The organism is Marinobacter sp. MIT930201 (assembly GCF_047122665.1).
Taxonomy (GTDB): Bacteria; Pseudomonadota; Gammaproteobacteria; order Pseudomonadales; family Oleiphilaceae; genus Marinobacter; species Marinobacter salarius.
The window spans coordinates 1,847,141-1,859,106 of sequence record NZ_CP138916.1 but is presented as its reverse complement, the minus strand read 5'-3'; the positions used below and the strand labels follow the sequence as shown (position 1 = coordinate 1,859,106).

The 11,966-nt window shown below is 58.1% G+C and carries 13 protein-coding genes; 11 read left to right on the top strand and 2 right to left on the bottom strand.

Annotated features, from left to right (window positions below; genetic code table 11):
* Position 1 precedes the first annotated feature (1 nt).
* Entirely contained in the window at positions 2–781 is a 780-nt protein-coding gene (locus tag SIC19_RS08635; protein ID WP_075195461.1) for an IclR family transcriptional regulator C-terminal domain-containing protein, read from the top strand.
* A 2-nt stretch (positions 782–783) separates the two neighbouring features.
* Here SIC19_RS08635 and SIC19_RS08630 read toward each other — a convergent pair whose 3' ends face one another.
* On the bottom strand, positions 784–1,686 hold the full coding sequence (locus SIC19_RS08630; RefSeq protein ID WP_075195460.1) for a LysR family transcriptional regulator: 903 nt from the start codon (positions 1,684–1,686) through the stop codon (positions 784–786).
* A gap of 106 nt (positions 1,687–1,792) precedes the next feature.
* Here SIC19_RS08630 and SIC19_RS08625 point away from each other — a divergent pair, with 106 nt between their 5' ends.
* The 10 genes from SIC19_RS08625 (at position 1,793) to SIC19_RS08580 (ending at position 11,264) form a co-directional block, all read left to right on the top strand.
* Positions 1,793–2,914 carry a muconate/chloromuconate family cycloisomerase gene (locus SIC19_RS08625; RefSeq protein WP_127402336.1) on the top strand — a complete coding sequence of 374 codons (1,122 nt, stop codon included), beginning with the start codon at positions 1,793–1,795 and terminating at the stop codon, positions 2,912–2,914.
* Between the two features lie 48 nt (positions 2,915–2,962).
* Entirely contained in the window at positions 2,963–3,253 is a 291-nt protein-coding gene (gene catC / locus SIC19_RS08620; RefSeq protein WP_007152837.1) for a muconolactone Delta-isomerase, read from the top strand.
* Positions 3,254–3,366: 113 nt separating this feature from the next.
* Positions 3,367–4,308 carry a catechol 1,2-dioxygenase gene (catA, locus tag SIC19_RS08615; RefSeq protein WP_075195457.1) on the top strand — a complete coding sequence of 314 codons (942 nt, stop codon included), beginning with the start codon at positions 3,367–3,369 and terminating at the stop codon, positions 4,306–4,308.
* A 32-nt stretch (positions 4,309–4,340) separates the two neighbouring features.
* Positions 4,341–5,732: a Rieske 2Fe-2S domain-containing protein gene (locus SIC19_RS08610; RefSeq protein WP_127402335.1), complete on the top strand. Its 1,392-nt coding sequence runs from the start codon at positions 4,341–4,343 to the stop codon at positions 5,730–5,732.
* On the top strand, positions 5,729–6,220 hold the full coding sequence (gene benB, locus SIC19_RS08605; protein ID WP_075195455.1) for a benzoate 1,2-dioxygenase small subunit: 492 nt from the start codon (positions 5,729–5,731) through the stop codon (positions 6,218–6,220). Before SIC19_RS08610 ends, benB begins: the two co-directional genes overlap by 4 nt.
* A gap of 20 nt (positions 6,221–6,240) precedes the next feature.
* On the top strand, positions 6,241–7,269 hold the full coding sequence (gene benC, locus SIC19_RS08600) for a benzoate 1,2-dioxygenase electron transfer component BenC (protein ID WP_075195454.1): 1,029 nt from the start codon (positions 6,241–6,243) through the stop codon (positions 7,267–7,269).
* The gene (gene benD, locus SIC19_RS08595; RefSeq protein WP_127402334.1) at positions 7,266–8,045 is read left to right on the top strand and encodes a benzoate diol dehydrogenase BenD; all 780 of its coding nucleotides are present in this window, start codon (positions 7,266–7,268) and stop codon (positions 8,043–8,045) included. Before benC ends, benD begins: the two co-directional genes overlap by 4 nt.
* Before the next feature lie 46 nt (positions 8,046–8,091).
* Positions 8,092–9,444 carry an MFS transporter gene (locus tag SIC19_RS08590; protein ID WP_127402333.1) on the top strand — a complete coding sequence of 451 codons (1,353 nt, stop codon included), beginning with the start codon at positions 8,092–8,094 and terminating at the stop codon, positions 9,442–9,444.
* Between the two features lie 125 nt (positions 9,445–9,569).
* Complete coding sequence (locus tag SIC19_RS08585; protein ID WP_127402332.1) at positions 9,570–10,745, top strand: benzoate/H(+) symporter BenE family transporter; 1,176 nt, start codon at positions 9,570–9,572, stop codon at positions 10,743–10,745.
* 51 nt (positions 10,746–10,796) lie between these two features.
* Positions 10,797–11,264 carry an acyl-CoA thioesterase gene (locus SIC19_RS08580; protein WP_127402331.1) on the top strand — a complete coding sequence of 156 codons (468 nt, stop codon included), beginning with the start codon at positions 10,797–10,799 and terminating at the stop codon, positions 11,262–11,264.
* Here the strand turns inward: SIC19_RS08580 and SIC19_RS08575 are convergent, their stop codons facing one another.
* Positions 11,265–11,948: a type 1 glutamine amidotransferase domain-containing protein gene (locus SIC19_RS08575; protein ID WP_127402330.1), complete on the bottom strand. Its 684-nt coding sequence runs from the start codon at positions 11,946–11,948 to the stop codon at positions 11,265–11,267.
* Positions 11,949–11,966: the final 18 nt, after the last annotated feature.

The following is an 11,966-nucleotide window of genomic DNA, read 5'->3' as shown; positions in this document are numbered from 1 at the left end:
AATGGACGATCAGGTTCTCAGGCCCGGAGACCGGGATTATGTAGGCGCACTGGCGTCAGGGTTGGAAGTGTTGCAGGCGTTTGACGCTGAGCATCCACGGATGACCCTGAGCGAGGTGGCGACACGGACGGATATGGACCGGGCCAAGGCGCGGCGTTTCCTGCTCACTCTCCACGCACTGGGATTCGTGAAGCGCAACGGCCGGCAGTTCGAACTGACGCCCCGGGTTTTACAGCTGGGTTATGCTTACCAGGCCTCGAACCAATATCGGGCGGTCATCCAGCAATACCTGGAGGACATCACGGCGGAACTCGGGGAGTCGTCCTCGCTGGCGGTGCTGGATGGTGACGATGTGGTGTACGTGGTGCGCTCTTCGGCCCGACACCGGCTGATGGCGATTACCCTCTCGGTGGGTACACGACTTCCGGCGGCCTATACCTCTATGGGCCGGGTGCTGCTGGCGCAGTTGCCGGAAGCGGAGCTGGAGACGTTTCTTCTTCGCGTGAAGCTCGAGCCCTATACCGCTTCTTCCATTACCAATGCCAATGCCCTGAAGAAAGACATTGCGAAGGTCCGGGAGCAGGGCTATTCGATTGTGGATCAGGAGCTCGACTCAGGCCTTCGTTCCGCTGCGGTGCCGGTGTTTGCCGGCAATGGCGAGCTGCTGGGCGCGATCAATATCAGTACCAATGCGGCGCGGGTGGATATGGAAACACTGGTGGGGGTGTATTTGCCCCGGTTGCAGCAGGCGGCCGAGGCTGTACGGCGAACGACCCGCTGAAATCACGGATACCGGCCCGTCAGCCGGTTTTCCACCAGCTCATCCAGAATCGTGTTCGCCAGTCGCATCACCGCATTGGGGTTTTCTCCCCGCCGCCGTGACGCAATGACCGGTACGCTGATGTTGTCATCTTCCAAAGGCATGTAGTCCACACCTTCCCGGTTCAGCCGTCGGACCTGCTCCGGCACCAGGGTAAACCCCATATCCGAAGCCACCAGTGACAGCGCCGTCTGCAGGTCATTGACCTGTTGCATCACGTTGATACGCAACCCGCGACGATGGAACAGGCCCTGGGTCAGATCGGCGAAGTTCGGGCCCGGGCCGGACGGGAAGGTGATCATCGGCCATTCCGACAGCTCCTTCATGGACGGCGGGTGCCGGGTCAGGGGGTTGCCGGCGGGAATGGCCGCGATAATGGGTTCGTCGAACAACAGTTCCTGATCAACATCCGGGTCTTCGATGCGCACCCGGCCAAAACCGATATCAATCTTCCCCGATTTCAGCGCATCTACCTGCTCCCGTGTTTTCAGTTCGTGCAGGATGATTTCCAGGTTCTTGTTGCGCCGCAGGCGCCGGACCATCAGTGGCAGTTGCCCGTAGAACACGGAGGGTACGAAGCCGATGGAAAAAACGGTTTTGCGGTGTTGGGCGATCCGGCGGGTGTCGCTGACGGTTGCGGCCATCTTGTCGAGAATCTGCCGTGCCTGCTCAAGAAAGTATTCACCGCCGGTCGTTAATACCAGCCCCCGGGGCTTCCGAATGAACAGCGCAACCCCCACTTCTTCTTCCAGCTGTTTGATGGCACGGGTCAGAGGTGGCTGGGCGATAAACAGCTTTTCCGCAGCACGAGTGAGGTTCAGTTCCTCTGCCACCGCCACGAAGTAGCGCAAGTGTCTCAGCTCCATCCATACCTCCAGGGTATCGCTTCGTACTTAATCAATATTGGCTCCCATACGTGAAACTTCGTACTGTCCGAATGACAGGCATTTTAACTTGCGATTCGGAGAGCACATGTCCGCCACCATTCAGTCCATTGAAGCCATCCTGGTCGATATCCCGACCATCCGGCCGCACAAACTATCCATGACAACCATGGGGGTTCAGACCATGGTGATCGTGCGGGTGAAGGATTCCGATGGCCTGGAAGGTTTGGGTGAAGCCACCACGATTGGCGGCCTGGCCTACGGCCCGGAAAGCCCCGAAAGCGTGAAACTTACCATCGACACCTATTTCAAGCCACTGCTGATCGATCAACCAGCGGATGCCATCAATACTCTTAGAGTAAGGCTAAACCGTGCGACCCGCGGAAACAACCTGGCCAAGTCCGCCATTGAAACCGCGCTGCTGGATCTGCAGGGAAAGCGCCTGAATCGTCCGGTTTCCGATCTGCTCGGCGGCGCTCTGCATCAGCACATTCCGGTGCTCTGGACGTTGGCCAGTGGTGATACCGCCAAAGATATCGATGAGGCGCACAGTCTGATCGCGCAACAACGCCATTGCGATTTCAAGCTGAAAATTGGTTCTCGCGCGGTGATGGATGATGTGCGCCATGTGGCGGCTATCAAAGAAGCCGTGGGGGAGCAGGCCAGTGTGCGTGTTGACGTCAATCAGGCCTGGGATGAAGCCACGGCAGCCAAGGGTATGGCTGAGTTGCAGGCCGCGGGCATTGATCTGGTGGAGCAGCCGACTCCGATGAAGGATTTCGGAGCCCTGGTACGACTGTCCGAAAAATTCCATATCCCGATTCTGGCCGATGAATCCGTAGCCGACGCCAAGGATCTGTTTGCCCTGGCGGCCGGAGGATTCGCCGGTGCGGTGGCCATGAAAATTGCCAAGGCAGGCGGTCCGATCCGAGCGTTGGAACAGGCGATGGTTGCCCAGTCCGCAGGACTCGGACTGTACGGCGGCACCCTGCTGGAAGGCACCATCGGTACCGCCGCGTCCCTGCACGCCTGGTCCACGCTGGAAACCCTTCACTGGGGAACAGAGATGTTCGGCCCGCTACTGATGAAAGACGACATCGTGGTGCGCCCGCTGAACTTCCACACCAACGGTGTGGACCTGCCGCAGGGCCCGGGCCTGGGTGTCGAGATTGATGAAGACAAGCTGGCGGTCTATCGCAGAGACGCATAGGGCGCCGGCCGTAAGTACGCCGCAAGAATGGATAACGGAGGAAAGCACATGCTGTTCAAAGTTGAGATGAAAGTGAACATCCCCCACGACATGCCCGCCGATGTGGTAGCGGACATCAAGGCCCGGGAAAAAGCTTACGCCCAGGACCTGCAGGAAAAGGGCAAATGGCGCCACCTGTGGCGTGTGGCGGGTAGCTACGCCAACGTCAGTATTTTTGATGTGGAGGACAACGCCGAGCTGCAGGACCTGGTCGGCAACCTTCCGCTGTTCCCGTACATGGATATCACCGTTGCGCCCCTGTGCCGTCACCCGTCATCCATTCACGAGGATGACCGCTAACGGGCGTAATCAGCCAATACCGGCGCCCAATGTTTTCAGGCGCCACACAGAACTTGTTGCCAATTGATTGGGATGTCTGGAGCAACAACAACAAAAGACCGAGGAGACCAACAATGACCGTTAAGACCATGCAATCCGCAGATGTGAAGGAACTGCTGGAGAAAGTAGCCGGCTTCGACAAGGACGGTGGCAATGAGCGCATGAAGAAGATCGTTCATCGCGTCATGCACGATATTTTCCAGATCGTGGAAGATTTCGATGTCACGCCCGAGGAGTTCTGGAGCGCCGTCTATTACGTGGGCGAACTGGGCGCAAATGGTGAGGCAGCCCTGCTGGCGCCGGGCCTGGGTATGGACCGTTACCTAGACATTCGCCAGGACGCCGAAGACGAGCAGGCCGGCCTGACCGGCGGTACGCCGCGCACCATCGAAGGCCCGCTGTACGTTGCCGGCGCCCCCATGAGCGAAGGCTTTGATCGCATGGACGACGGCTCAGACAAGGACGCCGAAGCCATCCTGATCAAGGGCCGAATCACCGATGAAAACGGTGAGCCGCTGGCGAACGCGGTCGTGGATATCTGGCACGCGGATACCAAGGGTGCCTACTCCTATTTCGACCAATCGCAGAGCGAGTACAACCTGCGCCGTCGTATCAAAACCGACGCCGAAGGCCGGTACGCCGCCCAGAGCATCATGCCGTCCGGTTACGGTTGCCCACCGGAAGGCTCCACTCAGCAGTTGTTGAATCATCTGGGCCGTCACGGTCAACGCCCCGCGCACATTCATTACTTTGTGTCGAAGCCGGGTTACAAGCACCTGACGACGCAGATCAATATTGCCGGTGACGAGTACACCTACGACGACTTTGCATTTGCTACCCGCGAAGAACTGGTGGTTGCGGCCAATCGTGTTGAGCAGTCGGAAACAGGTGCACAGCATGGCGTGAACGGACCGATTACCGAGGTTGAGTTCAACGTCACTCTGGTTGCGACAGACAAGCCTGAGCTCCAGGAACGCCACGCACGCCGTCGCGCCCTGGAAACCGACGTTGCCTAAGCGCCACCCAAGAACAAGACGGAGTGAACGACATGACTAGCAAACTCGACAAGCTTGCAGACAAAGTACGCGACGCGGTGATCGCGGATCCGGAAACCGGCCGTTATCAGTGTGATCGGGGTATCTTCACCGACCAGGAACTGTTTGACCTGGAGATGAAGTACATCTTTGAAGGCAACTGGGTGTACCTCGCCCATGAAAGCCAGATTCCGGAGCCGGGCGACTACTTCACGGTGACCGTGGGTCGCCAGCCGGTAGTAATCACCCGCACCAAGGATGGCGAGCTCAAAGCCATACTGAACACCTGCTCGCACCGTGGCGCCACCTTGTGTCGCAAGAAGCGTGGCAACAAGACCTCCTTTACCTGCCCGTTCCACGGTTGGACCTTCCGGAACGACGGCCAGTTGCTGAAGGCGAAAGACCAGAAGAAGGGCGGTTACCCGGAGCAGTTCAATACCGACGGCTCCCACGATCTGAAGCAGATGCCGAAGTTCGGCAATTACCGTGGCTTCCTGTTTGGCAGCCTCAATGCCGATGTGCTTCCGCTCGAGGAACATCTGGGTGAAACCACCAAGATCATCGACAACATCGTGGATCAGTCGGAAGACGGCCTGGAAATTCTGCGGGGCAGTTCGACCTACACCTATGAAGGTAACTGGAAGCTGACCGCCGAAAACGGTGCGGACGGCTACCACGTGGGCACCGTGCACTGGAACTATCTCTCCACCATGGGCCAGCGTAATTACGACAAGGGCGGCACCGAAGCGGTGGATGCCAAGAGCTGGTCCGCCGAGGGTGGTTTTTACTCGTTCGAGAACGGCCACATGATGTTGTGGACCCGCTTGCTGAACCCGGAAGTGCGCCCGATCTTCAGCCAGCTGGAACGTCTGGAGAAGACCTACGGCGAAGCTCGCGCCGATTCCATCGTTCGTACCACCAAAAATCTGTGCCTGTACCCGAACGTCTACCTGATGGACCAGTTCTCGACTCAGATCCGTGTGACCCGGCCGATCGATGTCAACAAGACGGAAGTCACCATTTACGCCTTTGGCCCGAAGAATGAGCCGGCAGAGCTGCGCGCCAAGCGCATCCGTCAGTACGAGGACTTCTTCAACGTGACCGGTATGGGCACTCCGGACGATCTGGAGGAATTCCGTGCCTGCCAGAACGGCTACGAAGCCCGTGACATGCGTTGGAACGACATGAGCCGCGGCGCGGCCCACTGGATCGATGGCCCGGATGAGCACGCCAACCAGATCGACATGAAGCCGACCATGAGCGGCGCCCGTCCAGACGACGAAGGCCTGTATGTGAACCACCACAAACACTGGCAGGTAGAAATGACTCGCGCTATCGAGGCCGAGCGTGCCCGTTTCATTCCTTTGGCTTCGAGTTCAACTGATTCAGAGGAGGCTTCCGCATGAGCCTGAGCTATCACGATATCGAGCAATTCATCATCCGTGAGGCCCGTTTTCTGGACGACCGGGAGTGGGACAAGTGGCTGGAGTGCTACCACGAGGACGTCACCTACTGGATGCCGGCCTGGGACGATGACGATGAGCTGACAGAAGATCCGCAAAGCGAGATCTCGCTCATCTATTACCCCAACAAGGAAGGTCTGGAAGACCGGATCTACCGGATCAAAACCGAGCGTTCCGGCGCCAGCTCCATGCCCGAGCCGCGCACGACCCATTTCACCAGCAATCTGGAGATTCTGTCCCAGAACGAGAGTGAAGTGACGCTGCGGTTTAACTGGCTGACCAAGTCCTATCGCTACAAGAAAACTGCGGAATTCTTTGGAACGTCTTTCTACACCCTGGATGTCACCGGCGACCAGCCGCTGATCCGGGAGAAGAGGATGGTCCTGAACAACGATTGCATCAATCAGGTGCTGGACGTTTATCACCTGTAATTGATGGGGAGAGCATCATCATGAGTTATAACATCGCGCTTAACTTTGAAGACGGCGTTACCCGTTTTGTGTCCTGCAACGAAGGCGAGACGGTTCTGGACGCCGCCTACCGTTCGCAGATCAATCTGCCCATGGACTGCTCCGATGGCGTCTGCGGCACCTGCAAGGGTGCCTGCCGTCAGGGCGAGTTCGACATGGGTGATGAATACATTGACGAAGCGCTGTCTGACGAGGAAGCCGAGCAGGGCATGGTGCTGACCTGCCAGATGGTGCCCTCCAGTGATTGTGTGGTGGAAGTGCCTGTCGCTTCCACCATGTGCAAGACCGGCAATGCGGAAGTGGCGGGAACGGTGGCCGAGGTGAACCTGATCTCGCCCACGTCGATCGAGCTGAAAATCACGGCCGATGAAGACATTGCCTTTCTGCCGGGACAGTACGTGAATATTCAGGTTCCGGGTTCCGAAGAGACCCGGGCCTACTCCTTCAGCTCGCCACCTGGCAGCCGTGATCTCAGTTTCCTGATTCGCAACGTGCCGGGCGGGCTGATGAGTTCGTGGCTCGTGGGCGAGGCCCGCACCGGTGACAAGGTGACCCTGACCGGCCCCATGGGCAGCTTCTATCTACGTCCCGTTGAACGGTCGATACTGATGCTGGCAGGTGGCACCGGCCTGGCGCCGATGCTGGCAAAGCTGGAGTATCTGAAAGCCAATGGCTGTGATCAGCCAACTCACCTGGTGTATGGCGTCAGCAATGACGATGACCTGGTGTGCCTGGATATTCTGGACCGTTTTGCCGCGGAGCTGGATAACTTCAGCTACGTGACGGTTGTTTCCGGCGAAGAAAGTGACCATCCGCGAAAGGGGTATGTCACTCAGCATATGGACGAAGCGCCTGTGAACGACGGCGACGTGGATGTCTACCTCTGTGGTCCCCCTCCCATGGTGGATTCCGTGCTCGGGTTCTTCCGTGAGAAGGGCATTGAACCGAACTCCTTCCACTACGAGAAGTTCACACCCAGTGCACCGTCGGCCAGGGAGAAGGTCGCATGAAAGACCGCTTCACCGACAGGGTCATGGTGATTACCGGCGCCGCCCAGGGGATTGGCAAGCGCGTGGCCGAACTGGCCGCCGCCGAGGGCGCCAGGCTGCTTCTGGTTGATGTTGCTGACTACGTTCAGGGCGTTGCCGCCGAACTGCGTGACCAGGGTGCTGATGCCGTTGCTGTCCAGGCCAACCTGGAAACCTGGGACGGTGCTGAAAGCGTTATGGCAGAAGCGCAGAAGCAGTACGGTCGCATCGATGTTTTGATCAACAATGTCGGCGGTACGATCTGGGCGCAGCCGTTTGAACACTACACCCCGGAGCAGATCGAGAAGGAGATCCAGCGTTCCCTGTTTACCACGTTGTGGTGCTGCCGGGCGGTTCTGCCTCATATGCTTCAGCAGAAGGGTGGTGTCATCGTGAACGTATCGTCGGTGGCAACGCGCGGGCTGATGCGTGTGCCTTATGGCGCGGCCAAGGGCGGCGTGAATGCGATGACGGTTAACCTGGCCTATGAATACGCGCCGCACAATATTCGGGTAAATGCCGCCGCCCCCGGAGGCACAGAAGCGCCCCCGCGCCTGACGCCGCGCAATGCAAAAGAGCAGAGTGAGCAGGAGAAGGCCTGGTATCAGACGCTGATTGACCAGACCACGGAAAACAGCTTCATGAATCGTTATGGAACCCTGGACGAACAGGCCGAACCTATCCTGTTCCTGGCATCGGATGCGTCTTCCTATATGACCGGTACCGTGCTGCCTGTGGCAGGTGGTGACCTGGGATAACCCATTACACAGCTCCGCACAAGAACAAGAGCGGAAGTGAGAGATCATGAGAAACATCGACGTAAACGACGTTATTGATAACGCCACATTCAACAAATTCCACTGGAAAGTCCTTTTCTGGTGCACTCTGATTATTGTCTTCGACGGCTATGATCTGGTGATCTACGGGGTGGTGCTTCCCATCCTGATGGACCAGTGGGACCTGAACCCATACGTAGCCGGTTTGCTCGGCAGCAGCGCGCTGTTTGGCATGATGTTCGGGGCCATGGGGTTCGGAATGCTGTCGGACCGGCTCGGGCGCAAGAAAGTCATCATCACCTGTGTGGTGTTGTTCAGCGTGACCACGGTCATTAACGGCTTCGCCACCACGCCCTGGCAGTTCGGTATCCTGCGATTTATTGCCGGCCTCGGTATTGGCGGTGTTATGCCGAATGTGGTGTCCCTGATGAGTGAATACTCACCTGCCAAGCGACGTAGCACTCTGGTAGCGCTGATGTTCAGTGGCTATGCGGTAGGCGGCATGATGTCTGCCGGCCTGGGCATCTGGATCGTGCCCAACTACGGGTGGGAAATCATGTTCTATCTGGCGGTGGTGCCGATGCTGATGCTGCCATTCATGCTGAAATTCCTGCCGGAATCGGTGGCGTTCCTGATGGCACAGAAACGCGAGAGTGAAGCCCGCGATATCCTGACCCAGGTAGCTCCGCTCAAACACATCAACGAACAGGACGTGTTGACCGTACCGCCAACCACCGACAGCAAGGCCCCTGTGCTCGAGCTGTTTCGCGATGGGCGGGCAATGAGCACGATGATGTTTTGGGTGGCGTTCTTCTGCTGTCTGCTGATGGTGTACGCGCTGGGTTCCTGGTTGCCGAAGCTGATGTCCAATGCCGGTTATGCTCTGAGCTCCAGCCTGATGTTCCTGATGGTATTGAACGTCGGGGCGATCATAGGTGCCGTCGGCGGTGGCTGGTTGGCCGACCGACTGTCGCTGCGCTCGGTGCTGGTGTCTTTCTTTATTCTGGGCTCCGGGTCACTGGTGCTGTTGGGGTACGAAAGCCCGATGTGGTTCCTGTATATCCTGGTGGGTATTGCCGGTGCGACAACCATCGGCTCCCAGATCCTGCTTTATGCCTATGTTGCTCAGTACTACCCGACCAGTATTCGCTCCACCGGACTGGGCTGGGCATCCGGCATTGGTCGCAATGGTGCTATTGTCGGGCCACTGTTAGGTGGCGCACTGCTGGCCATGGCGCTGCCGCACCAGATGAACTTCCTCGCATTGGCGGTGCCGGGTGCCATTGCCACGGTGGCCATTGCTCTGGTCGGTAGTCGTGGATTTGGCTTCCGGCGCGAGCCGGTGGCTCCGAGCGACGGTATGGCTGTTAGCGGTAGCTAAAGCGTTGGAGTGTTGATGTGATCCCAGGGTAGATAGTCAGTCTGACCCTCCTTGGCCCCGGCGCGAAAGTGCCTGGGGCCCTTTTTCGTTAAGCAGAATCATAAAACCAACAACGGATTGCGCTTATGTCGAGACTTCTGAAAGACCTTTCTTTGCCGGCCATTGTGGCCGGGTTTCTGGCCGTTCTGGTGTCCTACTCCGGGCCGCTGGCCATCCTGTTCCAGGCTGGAGCAAGTGCTGGTATTTCCGACCAGATGATGACGTCCTGGGTCTGGGCAATCTCCATGGGGGCGGCGGTTTCCGGCATCATTCTGTCGATCTGGCTCAAGGCGCCAGTCGTCACTGCCTGGTCGGCGCCCGGCACCGCGTTGTTGGTGGCGCTGTTTCCGGAACTGTCGCTGAATGAGGCCGTAGGCGCCTATATTACGGCGGCGGTCATCATTTTTATCATTGGTGTCTCAGGCACCTTTGACACGTTCGTTCGTGCCATTCCCAAGGGCATTGCGGCGGGCATGATGGCGGGCATCCTGTTCCAGTTCGGCGTGGGGGCGTTTACCGCGATTGAAACAACCCCGGCGCTGGCGATTGGCATGCTGCTTTCCTACGTGGTGTTCCGTCGTCTGTTTCCCAAGTACACCCTGATTTTGCTGTTGATTGCCGGCGTGATTCTGGCGGTGGTGTTGGAAGGGGCATCACTGTCTGGCGTGCGCTGGAGTATTGCAGTCCCACAGTTCATTGAGCCGGAGTGGAACCTGGGATCAACGTTGAGCCTGGCGATTCCGCTGGTACTGGTGAGCCTGACCGGGCAATTTCTCCCGGGCATGGCAATCTTGCAGGGGGCAGGGTACTCCGTCAGGGCCAAACCGATCATCGGGGTGACCAGCCTGGTATCGCTGCCGATGGCGTTCTTTGGCGGTATCACCACGGTGGTGGCGGCAATCACCGCCGCCATCTGCACGGGTAAGGATGCCCACGAAGACCCCTCCCGTCGATACGTTGCCGGTGTGTTTAACGGCGTGTTCTATCTGGTGGGTGGCCTGTTTGCCGGTACCATCGTCAGTCTGTTCACCTCACTGCCTGCGGCCTTTGTTGCGGTACTTGCGGGGCTGGCGTTGCTGGGGGCTATTGCGGGCAACCTGTTTGCCGCGCTGGAAGATGCCAGCCATCGTGAAGCGTCATTGATCACCTTTATTGTGACGGCCTCTGGCATGTCGGTGTTCGGGCTGTCGTCTGCGTTCTGGGGTGTTGTGATCGGCTATGGTTGCTACCTGGTGCTTAATGGAAGTACCGGCAGAAAATGATTTCTGGATGGGGTAGGCTGGGGGCTTCTCTGGTTTTGGGGCTGAGTGAGCATGACTGAATCGACCGACCTGCCATTCCGGTTTCGGTTTCGCGTCCGCTACGGTGAATGCGATGCCCAGAGTGTGGTGTTCAACGCACGCTACGCGGATTACGTGGACATTTCCGTTAATGAATATATCCGCGTTCTGTTCGGGGATTACCAGAATCTGCTGGATCAGGATCTGGACATTCAGGTAGTGAGTCTCACCGTGAACTATCGGGCACCGGCGCGCTTTGATGATGTGTTGGAAGCCAGGATACGAGCTGGCCGTATCGGTAACACTTCATTCACGGTGCACCTTGAATTCTATCGGTACGGAGATGGATTGCTGGTGGCAGAGGCTGATATCACCTACGTGTTGATCCAGCCGTCGACAATGACGAAGACGCCAGTGCCAGACGCAATCCGGAAAACGCTGGAGGAAGGCGCTCCCGGCGTGATGATCAGTCACGCCGGGGAGCAAGTTCAGGATCGCTGATCAGCCCTGCTGCAAGGCCTGCATCACCGCCTTGGCGGTGCCTTCCGAGGAGGGCGGGTTCTGCCCGGTAATCAGCTTGCCGTCCACCACGATGTGCGGTGTGAAGTCATCCCCGGAGGTGTAGGTGGCGGTTTTTTCCTTCAGCATGTCTTCCAGCAGGAATGGCACAACATTGGTCAGGCCAACGGTCTCTTCCTCACTGTTGCTGAAACCGGTCACGTTGCGACCGCCGACGAGGTTCTGCCCTGGCTTGATCTCGACATCTCTGAAGACCGCCGGGGCATGGCATACGGCGCCAATGACCTTGTCCTGTTCGTAGGCTGCCTTGATCAGAGCGACGGACTTGTCATCGTTCACCAGATCCCACAGTGGGCCATGGCCCCCGGGGTAGAACAGGGCGTCGTAGTCGTTCATATCCACATCCGCCAGTTTCTTCGTGCTGGCGAGCGCTTCCTTGGCATGGGCGTCCTGCTGGAAACGACGGGTGGTTTCCGTCAGTGCATCCTCTGTTTCACTGTTGGGGTCGACGGGTGGCTGTCCCCCCTTGGGAGAGGCAATGGTGATGTCTGCGCCGGCATCCCTGAAAACGTAATAGGGGGCGGTGAACTCTTCCAGCCAAAAGCCGGTCTTGTGGCCGGTATCTCCCATCTGATCGTGCGAGGTGAGAACCATCAGTACTTTCATGTAACCTGTCCTTTTTGA